Raw genomic sequence first — 19,243 nt, forward strand, 5'->3', positions numbered from 1 at the left:
AAGAACCGTTTGGAGGGAAACCAAATGAAAAAAGATATTATCGGTACATATACGAAAGAAGAAGAAGCGGTTGGCGCAATCAAAGCATTGGTCGAAAAAGGATATCATCCATCTGATATTTCGATCGTTGCGAGAGATGATGAGATGGTTGATCATGTGGCAGACGAGACCCATGTAAACGAAAGAAAGATTACAGAAGATGATGCTGATAGTGCAACATATGGCACGATTGCAGGTTTTCTAACAGGTATCGGCGGAGGGATTGCCGTTCCTGGTCTTGGAGTACCAGGGGTCGGTCCACTTTTGGCAGCTGGACCTTTTGCTGCAATGTTTGATCACGATGAAGCGGATATGAAAGAAATTCTTCAAAACATGGACGTTTCGGAAAGTGATGCAGAAAGATACATGCAGGATTTACAAGATGGCAAGATCTTAGTGATGGTTGAACGAAAATAAAGATAGACTTTAAAGGCACCTCTTAAAAGGTGTCTTTTTACTTTTTTGAAACTTTTTCCATTGTTTATTCGTATTAATGTATATAAGATACGCGGGGTGTTTAAACATGGAACTTTTCTTAAATGTGTTTTTTGGAATCTTAATCGTATTAGGAATCATGGCAGCCGTTTATTACCTTTTGAAAAATGTGAAAGACAAAAAAAGAGCAGTTCCTGTCTATGGACTTTCTTATAGTGGAGAATATACACAAAAGAATTTTTGGACACACGAGATTATGATCGTGGTCATTATCACACAAGGTTTTGGTTTGTTGAAACTTTCAATGCCAGTCAATGTTTTAATGATCTGTTTATTGGTGTTTCTCACACTTCTTTATTTTACACAAATATGGCGAGGTGCGATCGGTAAGAGAGGCGTTGTATCGGCTACTAAGTTTTATGATTGGCACCAGATCGATTCAGTGGACTGGATCACCGGACTTCAAGCAGAGAACCCAGGATATCCGAGTTGGGGTTTAGTTCGGTTTCATACAGGTGAACGATATGTAGAATTCGTAATCAAGAAAAAAGCTGAAGAGGAAGTGCGTTCTTTCGTTGAAGAGCGGATGAATCTTGCAAAAACCAATTAGTTAGCTGAATTTGTTTTTAAAGAATAAAGGTATTCTATCTTTTCCTAAGAATAAGTTATATGTAAAAGGAAAAGGTGGTTTTTCCATGAAGCCATATGTTAAGGCTGGACTCATTACTGCTGGGATAATCGTTCTGATCAGTACTTATCTGCTTGGAATGTATGTAGAGAAATTAAATGTTCAAAGGGAGTCACTTAATATGGATCCGATCCATATCGTTAGTGTATTATTGGGAGCTTCACTCATCCTAATAGGATTAAGAATAAAAACAAAAAAAGATATAGAAACAACAGAGAACAGTGCAAAATAAGCACTGTTTTTTTGCGTATTTTGTAGAGAGTTCCAATCTTTTGTATAATACATATAGAAAATCCAATACATGTGCTAGAGGAGACAATCATGAAATACGAAGATTTTAAAGAAATCGTTCACGGCAGAAGAAGTGTCCGAAAGTTTACGGATCAAGCGGTTGCTGAAGAAGACATTTATGAAATCATGGATTGCGCACGTTACGCCCCGAGTGACACGAATTCACAAACGTGGGAATTTATCGTGATTCGAAATAAAGATAAAGTAAAGAAAATTGAAGAGATGACGTGGGATGCTATTTATAAATTGGCAGCAAGGGCTGAAGAGAACGGCAAAACGAAGGAAGCAAAATTGCTGACGCGCTCTTTCGGTCCGTATGCGACAGCATTCTCTGGAGCACCCGTATTGATCATCTGTTTAGCCACTCCTTACGAGTCTAAGTTTCGTGAAAAAATCTTTGATCCGATCGAACTTGCGGAAGAATCCGTTTGGGAAGAGGAAGGAATCAAGAGCAGCTGCTTAGCGATCCAAAACTTGATGCTTGCAGCCCATGCGCGTGGACTTGGCACTTGTCCGATGACTGGTCCAGTATTGCTTGCACAAGATGCGATTCGCGACTTTTTAGAAATTCCTTCTAAGAAGCAGATCAACATGGTAATTTCACTGGGGCATCCACAAGATCAACCGAAAAAACTCGCTAGAAAAGCCGTAGAAGAAATCGTCACATATGTAGATTGATGGTGATTGGGACTTTGTAAGTTCCTTGAAAAGCTCGTCCAGCGGGGCTGACAAGCATGCTGGACGAGCGCCATACGAAAAATACGAGCGCCATTTGAAAATACACGGCTACACCGCTTTACGTTCCTCATGTACACCCTTTCTTATCCCTCCATAAGACTTCAGACCTACAAGAAAACGTAAGAAAAAAGGATTTTTTTCGACATATACCGAATACATGTTTCATGAAACGTATTTTCAATTTTAGAAAGAGGAACTTCTTATGAAAGAGACATTTGACTTGATTGATTATGCACTGCAAAAAAGTGGATTAGAAGAACTTAAAGATCCGACTCAGGTTCAATATTTAGGTGAAGGAGCGTGGCATCTTGCTTATCTTGTTCAGCTGCGTTCTGGAGATGCTGTGGTCGTTCGTTTTCCGAAAGGAGAGGCTTACGGGAAGAACGTTGAATTTGATGAAGAAACTATTCACTCAGAATATGCAGGGACTAGAGCATACTATGAGTTAGCTAACCAAGTTAAACCAGGAATCTGCCCTGCTTTTTTCAACTATCATGTAGAAAAAGACAGAACATTTACCGTTGAATCTTATGCGGGAAAGGCGATCAAGCTTGATCAACTAACGGCTGTAGAAGCGTTTCATATCGGAGCAGAACTTGGTGAGTTCTTTCGCAAGATGAATGCTGCACATCATGGCTTAAAGGGGTTCGGCTATCTTTCATGGAACGGAAAACATATTGAAGGGAAATTTCAGTCAGATGTTTCTGAATCTATGAAAGAAGAAAACAAGGAATACATAGATGATTTTCAAAAATTTATTCATGCATATGATGGTTCTGTGTCTCCATCAGCTCTGATTGACCTTCAAAACTGTATGGAAGATAGAGAGATCGAGAATCTTACGATTGTACTTACGAACCAAGATACATCTCCAGAGAACGTATTGCTTTATTCAGATGGTACTGTCTGTTTGATCGATCCTTTACCGATCCTATATAGTGGTGATTCACTGGCGGGGAATTTTCTTAATAATTACCGTACCTTGTTCCCAACATTTTTTAATGCACCGCGTTATGCACGGCACGAATTTGATCGGTATGAAGATCAATTGAAAAGAATGGCAGACGGATTTTTAGAAGGTTATTCCAATGGAGATCTAGCAGTAAAGCGTCGAGTTAAACAAGAGGAGTTTATCCAGCTTACGGATCTAACTGTAACGCATTGGCAGCTGCTTCAGAATGATGAATTAACGTCTGAACAGAAAATCCGATTTGGAGAGAAAGAGGCAATTGGCAATCGAATAACGGTACTCGTAAAAAAAATCGAAGAGTTTCAATGGTTTGATGAAAAAAGTGGAACAAAGTTAGCATAACCGGCATAGCATGGGCATAATCTTAATTCAAAGCTGACAGTTGAACACTCATTCTTTTGTATAACTTTTATGATTTTTCAAAAAACGGTTGACTTTCTAAAACATCATACTCTATAATCCTATTCAAGAACAAAATAAACATCAGCACGTTAATGTGTTAAACATAATTTGAATATCTCTTATCCAGAGAGGCGGAGGGACTAGGCCCGATGAAGCCCGGCAACCAACAAACCACATTTGGTTTGGAAAGGTGCCAATTCCTACAGATCTTTTTTTGATCTGAAAGATAAGAGGAGGACCAAAACCCTCTTCTTAGGAAGGGGGTTTTTCTTTTTTCCCCCTTATCATACTTCAAGCACAAACATCACTTAGTCACTTACTTCATTTTTAAAATTGAATATAGCAAAAGGGAAGAGCATTAATCTTTATCCCTAGTTTTCCTATAGGTTTTATTTGAATAATAAGAAGGAGCGAATACAATGACAAAATCTTTTGATGGATACGATATTGAAACATTGCTATTACACGGTGGCCAAGCGCCTGACCCAACGACAGGATCACGAGCAGTACCTGTCTATCAGACTACTTCCTATGTTTTTTCTGATACAGATCATGCGCAAAGCCTTTTCGCACTCGACGAGCCAGGAAATATCTACAGCCGGATTGGAAATCCAACTGTTGATGTTTTTGAGAAAAGAGTTGCACTTCTAGAAGATGGTGTTGCAGCTGTCGCTACTTCTTCCGGTATGTCAGCAATCGCGCTGGCTATCTTAAACGTTGCACATGCAGGCGATGAAATTATTGTAGCTACGAATCTATACGGAGGAACTTATAACCTGTTTTCTACTACTCTTCCAAAATATGGAATAAACGTAAAGTTTGTTGATGCAGAAGACCCTGAGAACTTTAGAAAAGCGATTACTCCTAACACGAAAGCATTTTTTGCTGAAACGATCGGTAACCCGAGTCTTAATGTTTTAGATATTGAGGCAGTTGCAGATATTGCACATGAGAACGGTGTCCCTCTAATTATTGATAATACGTTTGCAACACCATATGTAACAAAACCAATAAGCTTTGGAGCAGATATCGTCATTCACTCAGCAACAAAATGGATAGGCGGGCATGGTACAGCCATCGGCGGTGTTGTGGTGGACGGAGGACGCTTTAATTGGAACTCAGAGAAATATCCAGGATTCACTGAGCCAGATAACAGTTATAACGGATTAAGATACGCAAATGATTTTGGAACATTAGCTTTCGCGACAAAATTACGCGTACAGCTGTTAAGAGATTTCGGGGCATGTTTAAGTCCTCACAATGCATTCCTCCTTTTACAAGGTTTAGAAACACTGCATCTAAGAGTGGAAAAACATGCGAAGAACGCACAAGAAGTAGCAGAGTACCTGGAAAAACATCCAGCAGTAGATTGGGTATCCTATCCGGGTCTTTCTTCGCACAGAAGTCATGAGCTTGCTAAAAAATATTTAAGCAATGGTTTTGGATCCATCGTAAACTTTGGAATCAAGGGTGGGCGTGATGCAGGACGTAAGGTCATCAACAACATTTCATTATGGTCACACGTTGCAAATGTTGGGGATGCAAAATCATTGATCATCCACCCTGCTTCTACTACTCATCAGCAGCTGAGTGGAGAAGAATTAGTAGCAACAGGCGTAACAGAAGAACTGATTAGGTTATCGATCGGACTTGAATCCGTAAAAGATCTTACGAATGATCTTGATCGTGCGATACAAACAGCAACAGGAATAGGATCGGATAAAACAGAGATCACGATTAACGATGAAGGTGTCATTCGTTGGGCATTGCAATCATCAGTGTATCGAGCAGTCGAGAACGGTCAAGAAATTCAACGTCCGAAGACGCTGGCAATCGTAGGACTCAGTTCTAACCCTGCAAGACCAAGCCATCGATTAGCCAGAAAAATGCAGCGCCTTGGCTATAAGATCGTCCCAGTTAATCCAAGAGAAACGGAAGTGCTAGATGAAAAAGCATATCCAGATTTAAAATCCATCCCGTTTCCGATCGATGTGGTTCAAGTGTTCAGAAGTCCAGAAGCGGCGATCGAGCTCGCAAAAGAAGCGGCGATCACACAGCCAAAAGTGTTCTGGCTGCAAGAAGGCGTCATCTCGCCAGAAGCCGCAAGAATTGCGAAAGAAGCCGGAATTGACGTTGTCCATAACAGATGTACGTATAAAGAAGCACAACGATTAAGAGGAACCATTTCAACGTATGCGTGTGAACTTTAAAAATAGAAATTGCTGATTAGTCTTTATCACAGAGCGCTGGGAGCTTACCGAAGCCTCCCGGAAAGCGTGCATCCTGGAGCGAGAGTCAACGTCTTTTAAGAATAACTCACTAAAATAGCCATACAAAAAGAGATATACGTGGAGGGAAATACATGTTGAAGATTTGGCAGAAAGCAGCACTGGCATTAGGCTTAGCTGGCGCTTTAGTGTTAGCAGGCTGTTCCAGCGGTGCGAAAGAGGGAGAAAAACCAGAGAAGATCCGACTAGATTATGCCTTTTATTCTCCTACAAGTCTAGCACTTAAAAAGTTTGGCTGGGCGGAAGAGGCGTTCAAAAAAGAAGGCATCGAAGTGGAATGGGTTCAAAGTCAAGGAAGTAACAAAGCGCTCGAGTTTTTGAATTCAGATAGCGTTGATTTTGGATCAACAGCTGGTGCGGCAGCTTTAATCGCAAAAGACAAAGGTGCTCCGATCGAGTCCGTTTATATCTATTCTCAACCAGAATGGACAGCACTTGTTGCAGCAGATGGATCGACGATTAAAGATGTAAAGGATCTGAAAGGCAAAAAAGTAGCGGCAACGTTTGGTACGGACCCGCACATCTTTTTACTTCGATCACTTGCAGATGCAGGCCTTTCTGCAAAAGACGTACAGATCGTAAATCTGCAACATGCCGATGGTGCGAACGCATTACTGAAAGGGCAAGTGGATGCTTGGGCTGGATTAGATCCACATATGGCTAGAACAGAAGTTGAATCCGGAGCGAAGTACATTTATCGCAATCCAGATTTTAATACGTATGGCACGTTAAACGTACGCTCTGAATTTGCGAAAAACCATCAAAAGCAAGTAGAACAAGTGGTTGAACTTTACGAAAAAGCTAGAAAATGGACGATTGAACATCCAGAGGAAGCAGCAAAACTTTTATCAGAAGAAGCGGGGATTAAAGAAGATGTCGCAAAAAAACAACTGCAACGAAACAACTTCGAGGAACCTGTTCCAGGATCACAGCATGAAAAAGCTATATCGGCTGCAGGCGAAGTACTCCAAAAAGAAGAGATTGTCAAAAAAGATACTAACATCGAAGATCTGGTAAAGAAATTGATCAACCCGAAGTTCGCTGAAAAAGTGATCAACCAATAACGAGAGAGAGGAGGAAGTGTCGATGATTTCTGAAACACATAAGTGGAAAGTAGCCCAGAGAGCTTCCCCTCAAAAGCTCTCTACTTCTAAAGGCTTATTCCAATTAGGAAGAGGGATCCTTATAGGCTCTATCTTGCCTATCATTTTATTAATAGCGTGGGAAATCGCAGCGAGAACAGGACTTCTCGCCGCACACCTATTGCCTGCGCCAACCATTATTTTAGAAAAAATAATCAGTATGTATCAAGATGGTTCACTGTTCGGTCATATCTCGATTACCCTGACTCGGGTATTCTTAGGATTTGCGATTGGAACGGGAGCGGCGGTTGTAGTCGGTGCAATCGTAGGTTATGCAAAAACAGCAGAAAGACTATTAGACCCATTATTTCAAGCCATTCGATCTATCCCTTCTCTCGCATGGGTACCGCTCTTTATTCTTTGGATGGGAATTGGAGAACCTTCCAAGATTTCGTTAATCGCAGTAGGTGTATTCTTTCCTGTCTATTTAAATATTGTGGCAGGAATCCAAGGTGTGGATCGTAAGCTTATTGAGGTCGGAAGAATATATCAACTCACACCTTACCAGCTAACAAAACGCATTATATTGCCAGCTGCATTGCCTTCATTTATTACAGGTATGCGCAGCGGGTTAGGGCTTGGGTGGATGTTCGTAGTAGCGGCAGAACTTATGGGAGCAAGTGAAGGACTAGGCTATCTGCTCGTGGTAGGTCAGAACACATACTCACCGGATACGGTAATTGCAAGCATCTTGCTGTTTGCAGTCTTAGGAAAGATAACGGATGCCGTATTGAAATGGGTGGAACATCGTTCACTAAAATGGCAAGACAGTATGACCAATCAAGGATAGAAGGAGGGGAAACAAATGCTGAATGTAAATCGTTTGAAACGTACCTTTAATCATGATACGGCCGGGTTTAAAGATATCAATCTTTCTGTAAAGAAAGGGGAGATCATTGGGATTCTAGGCACGAGCGGCTGTGGGAAAAGTACATTGCTTCGTGTGTTATCAGGGCTCGATCAACAGTATGAAGGTACGATTTCAATAGAAAACGGATCGAATAATCAGATCGGTATGATGTTTCAGGAACCTCGCCTTCTGCCGTGGTTGTCTGTAAAAAAGAACATTTCATTCGGGCTGGAAAAAGAGGAGAGAAACACGGAAAAATACAAAACGTATCTAGATTTAGTGGGATTAACGGGTTTCGAAAACCATTACCCGAAAGATTTATCAGGTGGGATGGCACAGCGTACAGCAATCGCAAGAGCGCTTATTACGGAACCGGACATTCTATTACTAGACGAACCGTTCAGTGCTTTAGATGCTTTCACCAAAATGCAGCTTCAAGATCTTCTATTATCCATATGGCAAAAAAAGAAAACGACGATGATTTTAGTTACTCATGATATTGATGAAGCTCTTTATTTATGTGACCGAATCTTTATTTTAAAAGGTCAGCCAGGTGAAGTGTATAGTGAAGTTTCAATAGAAAAACAACGACCGAGAACCCGTGGAGACGGTTACCTCTCTAAACAAAAAGCTCACATCTTACATCTATTAAACGTTGAAAAGAAAGCAGCAGGTGAACATCAATGACAAAACTAGCCACCATTCATCCAGTCGAAGGAACACATAATATTTCAGAGGATCAAAGGAATACAGCATTTTCTTGGGAAACGTTTATCGAAAGATTCAATAGACGAAGTGATGGTAAGACGAATATGGCCTATGAATGTGTAGATCGACATGTGGAAGAAGGAAGAGGTGAAAAAACAGCTCTTCATTATATAGACGATTCACAAGAAATAAAAATGAATTATAGAGAACTAAAGGAAACGACAGATCAGTGGGCGTCGGTTTTTAAAAAGCATGGTGTAAAGAGCGGAGACTTTATTTTTGTTTTCTTGCCAAAACACCATCATTGTCATATCGCGATGTTAGCGGCCATTAAGCTGGGAGCTATAGTGGGTCCGTTATTTGAAGCATTCATGTCGGATGCAGTAAGAGACCGAATCAGTGACTGTGAAGGAAAGTTCTTAATTACAGATAAAGAGTTGTATCAGCGTGTACCAAGAGACGATCTCCCAAGTCTTCACACGGTCTTTCTGACAGATGGTGAAGGAGGAAAAGGTGAGATCTCACTTCAAAAAGAGTTGAAGAGTTTGGGAAACACGGAGAGTCAGATTGAATGGGTAGACCCTGAACATGGTCTGAACATCCACTACACTTCTGGTTCTACTGGAAAACCTAAAGGGATCATCCATGCTCATCGAGCGTTAGTTCAGCAATATCTTACAGGCAGATGGGTATTGGATATTCAAGAAGATGATGTGTATTGGTGCACGGCTCATCCTGGATGGGTGACAGGAACGGTGTATGGCGTTTTTGCTCCATTATTAAACGGAGCTACCATTGTCGTGCACGGCGGGCGATTTAAAGCTGAAACTTGGTACGAAACTCTGCAAAAAACAGGTGTGACCGTATGGTATAGCGCGCCAACAGCTTTTCGTATGTTGATGGCAAAAGGGAATGACCTTCCAGGACACTATGATCTCTCTAAGCTTCGCCACATATTAAGTGTAGGCGAGCCATTGAATCCAGAAGTCATCTATTGGGGTCAGAACGTGCTCGGAAAAAGAATTCATGATACGTGGTGGATGACGGAAACTGGTGCGCAGCTTATTGTGAACCTTCCAACAGAGCCGATCAAGCCTGGATCGATGGGAAAAGCATTTCCTGGCATAACCGCAACCGTGTTGGATGAAGAGGGGAATGAACTGCCTCCTTATGCTGTAGGTCATTTAGCGATCAAGGCTCCATGGCCGGCGATCATGAAAGAAGTTTGGCAGAATCCTGAAAAATATGATTCATATTTTAGCTGGAGCGAATGGTATGTATCAGGTGATCTTGCTATAAAAGACGAAGATGATTATATCTTTTTCCAAGGACGTTCAGATGACATGATTAATTCTTCAGGAGAACGAATCGGACCTTTTGAGGTTGAAAGCAAACTGATCGAGCACAAAGCAGTTGCCGAAGCAGGAGTAATCGGCAAGCCAGATCCCATACGAGGGGAGATCGTTAAAGCCTTTATTGTTTTAAAAGATGGATATAGCGAGAGTAAAGAGCTTTTGGATGAAATCCGAATCTTTGTTAGAGGAGAATTAGCTGCACATGCTGCACCTCGTGAGATTGAGATCGTAGAAGAACTCCCAAAAACAAAGATCAGCGGAAAAATATTGCGAAGAGAGCTGAAAGCCCGTGAGTTACAAAAACTTGCTTGATGCGTCAAGAAAGATAGGGAAGGTTAAAATCGGTGACTTTGCTCTAGAGTCAGGAAAAGTGATTCCTAATGCTGAATTGGCTTTTGAGAAAACAGGCAACGCAAAAGGTCCAGTCGTTTTACTCTGCCACGCTTTAACTGGAAATCAATATGCTTACGGATCCGACGAAGACCCAGGTTGGTGGCGTGGATTAGTTGGCCATGATCAATATATAGACACAAACCAGTTTCAAGTTATTACGTTTAATGTGCTCGGAGGGTGCAGTGGTTCAACGGGTCCAGCAAGTAGGAATCCTGAAACCGGAGAAAACTATGGAAAGTCATTTCCTTTTGTAACGGTAAGAGATATGGTTCGCGCACAGCGGCAAGCCCTTAGCATTCTAGGGATTCCGAGACTTCTTGCGGTCATGGGAGGATCACTCGGCGGTATGCAGGCACTTGAATGGGCTGTGCAGTTTCCATACTTTTTAGAAAAAGTATTTATCTTTGCGGCAACTCCTTTCTTAAGTGATTATGGTGTGGCTTTTAATAGACTTGCCCTTCATGCGATCGAAAATGATCCTGTGTATAAGAGTGGTAACTATAGAGGCGAGCAGAGATTAGCAGGTTTGGAGATCGCACGTATGGCGGGGCTATTAACGTATCGTCAACCAAAACTATTTAATGAGAGATTCAATAGAGAGATCAAAGAAAAAGACGATGAAGGCAAGCCGTTCTTTCAAGTAGATTCCTATCTTACGTATCAAGGGGAAAAGTTGACTAAAAGATTTGATGTGGAAAGCTATGTATCTCTTCTATACGCGATGAACGCTTTTGATATCGGGGATAAACTCGGTGGCTGGGAGAGGGCTGCGTCACAAATACAAGCTGAAGTATATGCTTTTGGTTATGAAGGCGATCTTCTATATCCACCAGAAGTGATTGAGAATTTCGTAAAACATACTAGATTTGGTACCTACTATTCTATAGAAACAGACTTTGGTCATGATGGATTTTTAGTAGAATTTGAGAAATGGGGACCACATGTAAGAGAAGCATTGAGACAAGAAGGGAGGCTGCAATATGGCACCTATTAAAGCAGCGCTGCTAGGGTTTGGAACAGTTGGCCAAGGTGTATATGAAGCACTTAAAACGCATAAAGAACAACTTCAAGCCGTGCTTGGTAGAGAGGTTGTGATCGAAGGGATATTGGTGAAGGATGGATCCAAGAAGCGTGAAGTGGATGAGCATGTTCTAATAACTACTGACTTTGATGAGATTCTTAATATCGATGGACTAGAGGTCGTATTTGAAGCGATCGTAGGTGAAGAGCCAGGCTTTACTTACTTAAGCCGTGCTCTTGATAAAGGGTGTCATGTAATCACTGCAAATAAAGTCATGTTTGCAAGACATGGAAGAACATTGCTTGATAAGGCAGAAACTCTCGATCGTTATGTTGGTTATGAAGCGACAACAGCTGGCGGAACACCGATCATTCGAAGTATCTCTCAGCTTCTTCAAGTCAACGAGATCTACTCAGTCGAAGCGATATTAAACGGAACATCCAACTACATTTTAACGAATATGAGGGAAAAAGGTCTTCCGTTTCATGAAGTGTTAAAGTCTGCACAGAAACTAGGTTATGCAGAAGCTGACCCGGCAAGTGATATAGAAGGTTATGATGCTTTTTATAAGTTAATGATTCTTAGCGAGTTGTCGTTCGGTGAGACGCCGAAATGGGAGGACGTAGAACGAAAAGGGATAACAGAAGTAACGGAAGAGCAGATCTCTATATTTAAAGACTGGGGATATAAAGTGAAGCATTTGGCGCGGATCCGCCGTGACCGCGACCAATTCACTTCATCTGTAAAACCTGTTTTAGTTGATGCAAATCATCCATTATATGGGGTGGAAGACGTCCAAAATGCGATCATGGTCGATACGAGCCTCGCAGGTAAAGTTACGGTTCAAGGAGCAGGGGCAGGAAAACTTCCAACAGCAAGCGCCATGGTGGAAGACTTGACTTATGTACTGCAGCCTCGTTCTGTAGTAAGAAAGAAAAAAGCAGAGCAGCATGCAGCTGATAGGAGTGAAGACACAAACTTTACATCAGTTGGAGAGTATGTTGTCATAGGTTCATCTGTGAGCTTTCATGGAACGGATGACGTACAAATTTTAAAACAAGAAATAAAAGAAGAGCTTGTTTTTCTTCTGATTGAGTGTCAAAAGAGTACTGTAACTTTATTAAAAGAAAACCCAGATCTTGTTGTTTATGAAGTAGCAGGAAAGGAGAAGAAAAAAGCGGTTAAGCAAGAACAAAAGGATTTTCCGCTGAAGAGAGTAACCAATTTATAAGAAGAAAAAAGGTATGCTTCATCAAGTGTGATACAAGAACATTGCAGAGTGGCTCCTGCGATGTTTTTTAGTTTGCATAAAAATCTGTGAACGCGTAAATCTCAATGAACGATCATAAAAATCTATGAGCGAGCGTAAATCTCAATGAACGATCATAAATCCGTGTGAGCGAGCATAAAACTCTGCAATCGAGCATAAATCTCCGCGAACGAGCAAAAAAATAAATCATTTGTACAATAGGGCGAAAGTTCTCTTGTATTCATACATACAAAGACCTGCACTTTAATTAGCGCAGGTCTTTTCTCTCTCTATTTCTCTCTCTAGGTTCTCTCTATCTGTTTTATACGAGGGGTTGTTAAAGCAAAAGGTTTTAACGCAATTGATCACATCTGATGGACCAGAACGATTTCCACTCAGGAAATGAACTGATTAGCACCAGCCGTGTCCGCCACCGTAACCACCGCACCAACAGCACCCAACGATGATTAACAAGATAAATAGAACTACGATTAAAGCGAAGCTATTTCCGTAAGACTGATATCCCATTTAACCCACCTCCTTCTTTACAATGACAGAATATTAGAGGTACAAGTTAAAGGTTTGGGCGGAATTAGCCCATTTTTTCGGGACAAGAGCGGACGCCTTATTTTCAGGAGAAATACATTTACCAAAATGTGGTTTGTTGTATAATTACACTAAACTAATTAGGATTATCGACTATTGAACAAAACCATAATTGGAGCTGATAACATGTACGGTGTAATTGCTTATTTAAACAGTGAAACTGAACAGAAGATAGACGATTTAAGGAATGGACTTGTGAAAGAGGGAATCAAGGGTCATGGTATGAGGCCACATGTAACTCTTGGCACACATCCAGAGGTTGAAATTGAGTCTTTCAAGAAAATGTTTAAAGACTACTTTAAGGATATCGCTGCTGTGCCTCTTTTCTTTCCATCTCTAGCGATTTTCTTAAACAGCGGAACATTATATGCAGCACCGACTAAAAACAGCGTGCTGACAGATTTTCATCAGCACTATCATGAACATTTTGAGAACGAAATAAACCAGCAATCTCTGTACATTCCGGTTCACTGGGTGCCTCATTGCACGCTTGTAATGGACCTAACACATGAAGACTTAGTGAAGGCGTTTGATTATTCCACAAGAAATTTAGAGACTTTTCATGCAACGATCGACAGTGTAGCACTTATTCAACTTACTTATGAAGCAGATGTATGTACAGATGTGAAAGATATTCTAACTGTGAAACTAAAAAAATGATGACGTTAAATTGATATCGGATGACGTTTGAAAGTAGATGCTGTATGGTTATACATATACTAGTCATACAGAAAGGAATTAGGGTGCATGTGGAACGAATTTAAAACATTTATTATGCGTGGCAACGTGATCGATCTTGCCATCGGTGTGATTATCGGAGCAGCTTTTAGTAAAATCGTCACTTCACTCGTTGAAGATGTGATCATGCCTCCAATTGGATTATTACTTGGTAAAGTGGATTTCAGCAATCTTTACATAAATTTAGGCAAAGGCGACTATGCCACCTTAGCAGATGCCCAAAAGGCAGGAGCAGCGACACTTAATTATGGATTATTTATAAACACACTGATCAACTTTTTTATCATTGCGTTAGTCATATTCTTAGTAGTGAAGCAGATCAATCGTCTTAAAAAGAAAGAAGAAGTAAAAGCGCCTGATACAAAAGAATGCAAATATTGTTTATCAACGATTCCGTTGAGAGCCGTTAAATGTCAAAGCTGTACGGCAGATTTAAACGATGATGCTGTTGTGAGACAGCCCTCTGAGTAAGGGGGCTGTTTTTTGTATCGTCCATCTAATGCTAAACACAAATTTTAATGAAGCAGTTGTGCTACAATTCTTACATAGAAGATTGCGAAAGAAGGGTAGGTGAAACCATGATAGATACTGTTAAAATCTCTGTACGGTCTTTAGTCGAATATGTATACCGTTCAGGAAGTATTGAATCTGGCTTTAAGTCCACCTCATCCCTAGTGGAAGGAACGAAGGCTCATCAAACGATACAAAAAACGTATGAAGAGAGTGATTTTGCAGAAGTATTCCTCCAAACAAGCTATCTCTACGAAAATCTTGAATATTGGATAGAAGGACGATGTGATGGTCTTCTTTTACGTAATGATACCGTTACGATCGATGAGATCAAATCCACTGCGCGAAACTTGAGTGAGATAACAGACGAAACATATCCTGTTCATTGGGCTCAAGCGAAAGTTTATGCTTATATATACATGGAAAAAGAAGATATAGATAGAGTTACCGTACAGCTTACATATGTTCATGTTGATTCTGGCGAGCAGAAGAAATTTCAAAAAGAAGTTACATTTACAGAGCTTGAAAATTTCATGCTTCAGCTTATAAAGAACTATTCACCATTCGCTGAGCTGCGTCTAGAAAATCAGCAAAAACGGAATATCAGTATACGAGATTTAGCTTTTCCATTTCCTTCATACCGAAACGGCCAGCGTAACTTTGCTGGTGCTATCTATAAAACGATCATGGATAAAAAGACGTTGTTTGCAAACGCACCGACTGGGACAGGAAAAACCATCTCCACTCTGTTTCCAGCCGTCAAAGCGATCGGCGAAGAGAAAGCAGAAAAGATTTTTTATTTAACAGCCAAAACACTGAACCGAAAAAACGCAGAAGAAGCACTCTTGTTGATGAAAGAGAAGGGCTTGTTTCTGCAAAGCACGACCATCACGGCTAAAGACAAAGTTTGCTTTAAAGAAGAGACTCGTTGTGAACCCTCTTACTGTGAGTTTGCTGATGGATATTTTGACAGGATCAATGGAGCTGTTCTTGATATCTTGAAAAATGAGACGGTGATGGATAATGAAGTCATCTCGCAATACGCTCAAAAGCACAAAGTTTGTCCGTTTGAGTTCTCTGTAGATCTTGCTTATGCATCAGACAGTGTAATCTGTGATTATAATTATGTCTTTGATCCGAGGGTCTCGTTCAAGCGTTTATTTGAAGAGCAAAAGAAGCGTACGGTTCTTCTTATGGATGAAGCGCACAATCTTGTAGACAGAGCACGCGGCATGTATTCAGCTGAGATTATGAAATCGTCATTCTTACAACTTGCACGTGATTTTAAAGGGAAGCATGACGGGGTTTGGAATACGGCAAAAGCCGTTAACCAGGAACTGCTTTTAATAAAAAAAGAACATGAAGATAAAGATGTTGCAGTCATTGAATTGAAGGAAAGACTACTTGAGAGTTTAGAAGCTTTCTTAATTCAGGCAGAGCAGTTATTAGCAAGTGGTGATAGCAGCGAGCAATTATTAGAGACTTTTTTTGAAGCGCTGCAATGGGTGAAGATTTCACAATTTTACGATGAACGATTCGTAACCTTCATTTCCACGTTTAAAAGTGAAGTCAAAGTGCGCCTTTTTTGTATGGACCCATCACAGCTTCTTTTTCAAACAGGTAAAAAATACGGCTCACGCATTTATTTTTCAGCAACACTCTCACCGCTGTCGTATTTTCGAGAAATGCTTGGAGGAGAGGAAGATGATTACACCATTCGGATGCCTTCTCCTTATGAAAAAGAACAGCTGGATGTGTTTGTACAGCCCCTGTCTACGCGCTTTAGAGATCGGGAGAAAACAATAGATCCGATTGTGGGTATGATCAAAGATTTGGTCGTAAACAGACCCGGAAATTATCTTGTTTTTTTTCCGTCGTATCGTTATATGACAGATATTTATGAACGAATAGTAGAAGAAGATCAAGCTTTTACCCTTATTGTTCAGCATCCTGCTATGAAAGAAGAAGAGCGAGAGACCTTTTTAGCTCATTATGAAACTGTAGGCGAGAAATCGCTTGTCGGGCTAGCTGTCATGGGCGGCATCTTTTCTGAAGGAATTGATCTAAAAGGAGATAAGCTGACAGGTGCTGTCATTATTGGTGTTGGTTTGCCTCAAGTAGGGTTAGAACGCGATACGATGAAGGATTACTTTCATCGAGCAGGAAAGAATGGTTACGACTTTGCGTACGTGTACCCTGGGATGAATAAAGTACTGCAGGCAGGTGGGCGGGTTATCCGGTCAGAAGAAGATCTCGGTACGCTCGTTTTAGTAGATGATCGTTTTCTAACAAGAAAGTATGTGGAGATGCTGCCAGAAGAGTGGCGGGATTTTGTTGTATTGGATCGCTCGTTTATGTAAGTTATGTTTGTGTGTTTTGTCGAAAAGCCTATAAATGATTTTGAAGGCCTATAAAATTATTTAAAGGCCCATAAATAGATTTGTAGACCCATAAAATTTTCTGAAGGCCCATAAAGTAAAAATTAGGGCCCATAAACGCCTCAGAAGAATTCTTCACATACATCTTAAGCAATCAAAAAACACTTGGAGATGAGACTCCAAGTGTTTTTCTTTTATTTTCGAAACAAACCTGCATTTAAGAATGGCAAGCCGAAAGTATCAGCGGGTTGTGTTATTTCTTCCATCTTCCTTAACTCAACCTCTTCAAGATCAGAGAAAACCTCCCGCATCCTCTCAAACGTATAACCCAATCCGCCTTGCATAGAGCGATCTTTGTACACTTCCATATCGGGAATATCAAGGCCCATACCGACAGCATCAAAACACGTAATAGCGAAATGCCCGCCATCTTTTAAACAGTTATTTAAAAGTTGTAAATAACTCACACGGCGGTGAGGAGGCACATGATGAAAACAGCCAGAATCATAAATAAGATCATACTCCATGTGAGGTAGATCCAACTCAAAGATACTTCCTTGTATAAAATTCACATCGACGCCTTTCTCCATAGCGCGTTCACGAGCCCATTCCAGCCCTTCGTTAGAGAGGTCAACAGCATCTACTTCAAACCCAAGCTGCGCTAAGAAGATCGAATTTCGGCCAGGACCACAACCAAGTTCTAACACACGACCAGGCTTTAGCAGACCGTGTTCGATATATTTCACGAGATTTTCATCGGGTGCGTCCACAAAAAAAGGAATCTTCTTATTTCTGCCTTCATAAAAAGAGTTCCAGAACGCTCCCTCATCACGTAAAAGAGAATCTAGCATGTTAAAAACATCTTCATTTTTCGTAATCAAATTTGTCAAAAAATCATCCGCCTTTCTCATTCAAAACGAGCCCCAGACTGACTGAGAAGTATACCTCTATTTTACCAAAAAATAGGTTATAATGGGGTGGTTAAAGGAAAAAAAGAGAGGTGAAAAGATGAAAAGATCAACATTTTCAGAAGACATAACTCTCATGAAAGCTGGACCGGATGAAGTGAAAGGAATAGCGAGAGTATGTTCAGAAGGATGGCGTGCTACATATGGCTACTTAGAAGATGAATCGTATGTAAACACTGTTATTGAAGAGTACTATAACGAGAAAAGAATTGAAAACGAAGTGACCGAGTTCAGCGAGAATTGGCACGGATATTTTGTAGCAAAAGAAGATGGAGAAGTAGCAGGTGCGATCGGCGGGGGAACGATAGGTGAAGAGATTGGTGAGATCTTTGTGTTCTATATGGATCCGAACAAGAGAAACAGAGGGATTGGGTCAAAACTGTTAAACTATTACACAGACTATCAGAAGAAAATAGGTATTAAAGAACAATGGCTATCTGCACAAAAAGGTAACGAAAAGGCCATTCCTTTTTACGAAGCAAAAGGGTTTATTAAACAATCTGAAAAGATCAGTGAATCAAGTGAGACTCACGTATCCATCCGATATATGCGACACATAGAATAAGCCCCTCACATGAGGAGCTTTTTTTAATCTACTATCGGTTTCTTTCGCAACATCAGTGATTGAAAATCCATACTTCCCCCAGCTTCTGGAACGATGTGAAAGTCTATCACGTCAAAAAGTGGAGACACAACTTCTAATAGATTCTCATCTGTATAAAACGAGAAGAATCGCTTCGGGATATACGAGTCTTCTTGCCACACGCCCTCTGAATCCTTCCCGCCATAAACACCCATGTAAAACAATCCATCTTGTGCAAGGACGGTATGTATGTTTTTAAGAACAGCGGGCAGACTTACCTTCGGAACATGAAGCAATGTATTCATAGCCCAAACGGCATCAAAAGATTCAGCCTGAAAATCTAGCGTATAATAATCCATGATTTCAGCGCTTAACCCTTTTGCTCGGCATGTTTCGACCATGTTAGGAGAGAGGTCTATACACGTTACATCGAGCTTGTGGTCTGACAAATACTTACCGTGCTGACCAGAGCCTGCTCCCATATCTAGAAGTGAATGAAAGCCATCATTTCTAAGAGCAGCAATAAATAAATCTAGCTCTTTAATCTTCCAGCTCTCAATCTCTACTCTATCCCGTGAATCAGCTTGCTCGTTGTAGCTTGCTTTCAGACTTTCTTTTAATAAAAGATCCATGGTGTTCTCTCCCTTACCTTAATCTGAAAATGGGTTTTCTAAGCAAATAATGTATTTATTATAGCGAAAGAATGGCAAGAGATAAATTTAGAAATGCATGAATATTCTGCAAAGGTAAGCCCTTACATCACTCTAAGATCACGTACCCTCTATGATCTAGTAAAAAAGTAGCGTTCTATATGACCCCTTGAAACCGAATGATAGAGGCGGTAGAATGTGAAGAAATTTAAAATTTTTCTGAAAATTTATAACAAAAGGG

At 40.7% G+C, this 19,243-nt stretch carries 19 protein-coding genes and 1 riboswitch; of the genes, 16 read left to right on the plus strand and 3 right to left on the minus strand.

Features of this window, described 5'->3' with window-relative positions:
* Nucleotides 1–24: 24 nt before the first annotated feature.
* From ACNJYY_RS05015 to ACNJYY_RS05070, 12 genes are all read left to right on the plus strand, one after another.
* Nucleotides 25–456, plus strand: coding sequence for a general stress protein (locus ACNJYY_RS05015; protein WP_416730796.1), 432 nt, complete (start codon nucleotides 25–27; stop codon nucleotides 454–456).
* Nucleotides 457–562: 106 nt separating this feature from the next.
* Nucleotides 563–1,084 (plus strand): hypothetical protein, encoded by a 522-nt coding sequence (locus ACNJYY_RS05020; protein ID WP_416730797.1) that lies wholly within the window; start codon nucleotides 563–565, stop codon nucleotides 1,082–1,084.
* Nucleotides 1,085–1,169: 85 nt separating this feature from the next.
* Nucleotides 1,170–1,394, plus strand: a complete 225-nt coding sequence (locus tag ACNJYY_RS05025; RefSeq protein ID WP_416730798.1) for a hypothetical protein — start codon at nucleotides 1,170–1,172, stop codon at nucleotides 1,392–1,394.
* An 89-nt stretch (nucleotides 1,395–1,483) separates the two neighbouring features.
* Complete coding sequence (locus ACNJYY_RS05030) at nucleotides 1,484–2,131, plus strand: nitroreductase family protein (RefSeq protein WP_416730799.1); 648 nt, start codon at nucleotides 1,484–1,486, stop codon at nucleotides 2,129–2,131.
* 262 nt (nucleotides 2,132–2,393) lie between these two features.
* Nucleotides 2,394–3,503, plus strand: coding sequence for a hypothetical protein (locus ACNJYY_RS05035; RefSeq protein ID WP_416730800.1), 1,110 nt, complete (start codon nucleotides 2,394–2,396; stop codon nucleotides 3,501–3,503).
* 176 nt (nucleotides 3,504–3,679) lie between these two features.
* Nucleotides 3,680–3,796, plus strand: a riboswitch (SAM riboswitch).
* Between the two features lie 186 nt (nucleotides 3,797–3,982).
* The gene (locus ACNJYY_RS05040) at nucleotides 3,983–5,773 is read left to right on the plus strand and encodes a PLP-dependent aspartate aminotransferase family protein (RefSeq protein ID WP_416730801.1); all 1,791 of its coding nucleotides are present in this window, start codon (nucleotides 3,983–3,985) and stop codon (nucleotides 5,771–5,773) included.
* A 152-nt stretch (nucleotides 5,774–5,925) separates the two neighbouring features.
* A complete protein-coding gene (locus tag ACNJYY_RS05045; protein ID WP_416730802.1) occupies nucleotides 5,926–6,915 on the plus strand; it encodes an aliphatic sulfonate ABC transporter substrate-binding protein in 990 nt (329 codons plus the stop codon).
* Between the two features lie 22 nt (nucleotides 6,916–6,937).
* Entirely contained in the window at nucleotides 6,938–7,783 is an 846-nt protein-coding gene (locus tag ACNJYY_RS05050) for an ABC transporter permease (protein WP_416730803.1), read from the plus strand.
* 15 nt (nucleotides 7,784–7,798) lie between these two features.
* A complete protein-coding gene (locus ACNJYY_RS05055; protein ID WP_416730804.1) occupies nucleotides 7,799–8,530 on the plus strand; it encodes an ABC transporter ATP-binding protein in 732 nt (243 codons plus the stop codon).
* Entirely contained in the window at nucleotides 8,527–10,218 is a 1,692-nt protein-coding gene (gene acsA, locus ACNJYY_RS05060) for an acetate--CoA ligase (RefSeq protein ID WP_416730805.1), read from the plus strand. The genes ACNJYY_RS05055 and acsA overlap by 4 nt, the downstream gene beginning before the upstream one ends.
* A complete protein-coding gene (gene metX, locus ACNJYY_RS05065) occupies nucleotides 10,196–11,293 on the plus strand; it encodes a homoserine O-acetyltransferase MetX (RefSeq protein WP_416730806.1) in 1,098 nt (365 codons plus the stop codon). Before acsA ends, metX begins: the two co-directional genes overlap by 23 nt.
* Nucleotides 11,280–12,551, plus strand: coding sequence for a homoserine dehydrogenase (locus tag ACNJYY_RS05070; RefSeq protein WP_416730807.1), 1,272 nt, complete (start codon nucleotides 11,280–11,282; stop codon nucleotides 12,549–12,551). Before metX ends, ACNJYY_RS05070 begins: the two co-directional genes overlap by 14 nt.
* Before the next feature lie 429 nt (nucleotides 12,552–12,980).
* On the opposite strand, the gene ACNJYY_RS05075 is transcribed toward ACNJYY_RS05070, so the two are convergent.
* Nucleotides 12,981–13,097, minus strand: a complete 117-nt coding sequence (locus ACNJYY_RS05075; RefSeq protein ID WP_082861289.1) for a YjcZ family sporulation protein — start codon at nucleotides 13,095–13,097, stop codon at nucleotides 12,981–12,983.
* A 174-nt stretch (nucleotides 13,098–13,271) separates the two neighbouring features.
* Here ACNJYY_RS05075 and ACNJYY_RS05080 point away from each other — a divergent pair, with 174 nt between their 5' ends.
* The 3 genes from ACNJYY_RS05080 (at nucleotide 13,272) to ACNJYY_RS05090 (ending at nucleotide 16,783) form a co-directional block, all read left to right on the plus strand.
* Nucleotides 13,272–13,835: a 2'-5' RNA ligase family protein gene (locus tag ACNJYY_RS05080; RefSeq protein WP_416730808.1), complete on the plus strand. Its 564-nt coding sequence runs from the start codon at nucleotides 13,272–13,274 to the stop codon at nucleotides 13,833–13,835.
* Nucleotides 13,836–13,922: 87 nt separating this feature from the next.
* Entirely contained in the window at nucleotides 13,923–14,384 is a 462-nt protein-coding gene (gene mscL / locus ACNJYY_RS05085) for a large conductance mechanosensitive channel protein MscL (RefSeq protein ID WP_416730809.1), read from the plus strand.
* A 107-nt stretch (nucleotides 14,385–14,491) separates the two neighbouring features.
* Nucleotides 14,492–16,783: an ATP-dependent DNA helicase gene (locus tag ACNJYY_RS05090; RefSeq protein WP_416730810.1), complete on the plus strand. Its 2,292-nt coding sequence runs from the start codon at nucleotides 14,492–14,494 to the stop codon at nucleotides 16,781–16,783.
* Nucleotides 16,784–16,995: 212 nt separating this feature from the next.
* Here the strand turns inward: ACNJYY_RS05090 and ACNJYY_RS05095 are convergent, their stop codons facing one another.
* Entirely contained in the window at nucleotides 16,996–17,712 is a 717-nt protein-coding gene (locus ACNJYY_RS05095; RefSeq protein ID WP_416730811.1) for a class I SAM-dependent methyltransferase, read from the minus strand.
* A gap of 97 nt (nucleotides 17,713–17,809) precedes the next feature.
* Here ACNJYY_RS05095 and ACNJYY_RS05100 point away from each other — a divergent pair, with 97 nt between their 5' ends.
* Nucleotides 17,810–18,334: a GNAT family N-acetyltransferase gene (locus ACNJYY_RS05100; RefSeq protein WP_416730812.1), complete on the plus strand. Its 525-nt coding sequence runs from the start codon at nucleotides 17,810–17,812 to the stop codon at nucleotides 18,332–18,334.
* A 23-nt stretch (nucleotides 18,335–18,357) separates the two neighbouring features.
* On the opposite strand, the gene ACNJYY_RS05105 is transcribed toward ACNJYY_RS05100, so the two are convergent.
* Complete coding sequence (locus tag ACNJYY_RS05105; protein WP_416730813.1) at nucleotides 18,358–18,984, minus strand: class I SAM-dependent methyltransferase; 627 nt, start codon at nucleotides 18,982–18,984, stop codon at nucleotides 18,358–18,360.
* Nucleotides 18,985–19,243 lie beyond the last annotated feature (259 nt).

The sequence above is a fragment of the Fictibacillus tiangongensis genome, assembly GCF_048083785.1.
In the GTDB taxonomy this organism is placed as follows: Bacteria; Bacillota; Bacilli; order Bacillales; family Fictibacillaceae; genus Fictibacillus.

Coding starts and splice junctions, on each gene's coding strand:
- ACNJYY_RS05015 (WP_416730796.1), top strand. CDS start 25: ATGAAAAAAGATATTATCGGTACATATACGAAAGAAGAAGAAGCGGTT.
- ACNJYY_RS05020 (WP_416730797.1), top strand. CDS start 563: ATGGAACTTTTCTTAAATGTGTTTTTTGGAATCTTAATCGTATTAGGA.
- ACNJYY_RS05025 (WP_416730798.1), top strand. CDS start 1,170: ATGAAGCCATATGTTAAGGCTGGACTCATTACTGCTGGGATAATCGTT.
- ACNJYY_RS05030 (WP_416730799.1), top strand. CDS start 1,484: ATGAAATACGAAGATTTTAAAGAAATCGTTCACGGCAGAAGAAGTGTC.
- ACNJYY_RS05035 (WP_416730800.1), top strand. CDS start 2,394: ATGAAAGAGACATTTGACTTGATTGATTATGCACTGCAAAAAAGTGGA.
- ACNJYY_RS05040 (WP_416730801.1), top strand. CDS start 3,983: ATGACAAAATCTTTTGATGGATACGATATTGAAACATTGCTATTACAC.
- ACNJYY_RS05045 (WP_416730802.1), top strand. CDS start 5,926: ATGTTGAAGATTTGGCAGAAAGCAGCACTGGCATTAGGCTTAGCTGGC.
- ACNJYY_RS05050 (WP_416730803.1), top strand. CDS start 6,938: ATGATTTCTGAAACACATAAGTGGAAAGTAGCCCAGAGAGCTTCCCCT.
- ACNJYY_RS05055 (WP_416730804.1), top strand. CDS start 7,799: ATGCTGAATGTAAATCGTTTGAAACGTACCTTTAATCATGATACGGCC.
- acsA (WP_416730805.1), top strand. CDS start 8,527: ATGACAAAACTAGCCACCATTCATCCAGTCGAAGGAACACATAATATT.
- ACNJYY_RS05070 (WP_416730807.1), top strand. CDS start 11,280: ATGGCACCTATTAAAGCAGCGCTGCTAGGGTTTGGAACAGTTGGCCAA.
- ACNJYY_RS05075 (WP_082861289.1), bottom strand. CDS start 13,097: ATGGGATATCAGTCTTACGGAAATAGCTTCGCTTTAATCGTAGTTCTA.
- mscL (WP_416730809.1), top strand. CDS start 13,923: ATGTGGAACGAATTTAAAACATTTATTATGCGTGGCAACGTGATCGAT.
- ACNJYY_RS05090 (WP_416730810.1), top strand. CDS start 14,492: ATGATAGATACTGTTAAAATCTCTGTACGGTCTTTAGTCGAATATGTA.
- ACNJYY_RS05095 (WP_416730811.1), bottom strand. CDS start 17,712: ATGAGAAAGGCGGATGATTTTTTGACAAATTTGATTACGAAAAATGAA.
- ACNJYY_RS05100 (WP_416730812.1), top strand. CDS start 17,810: ATGAAAAGATCAACATTTTCAGAAGACATAACTCTCATGAAAGCTGGA.
- ACNJYY_RS05105 (WP_416730813.1), bottom strand. CDS start 18,984: ATGGATCTTTTATTAAAAGAAAGTCTGAAAGCAAGCTACAACGAGCAA.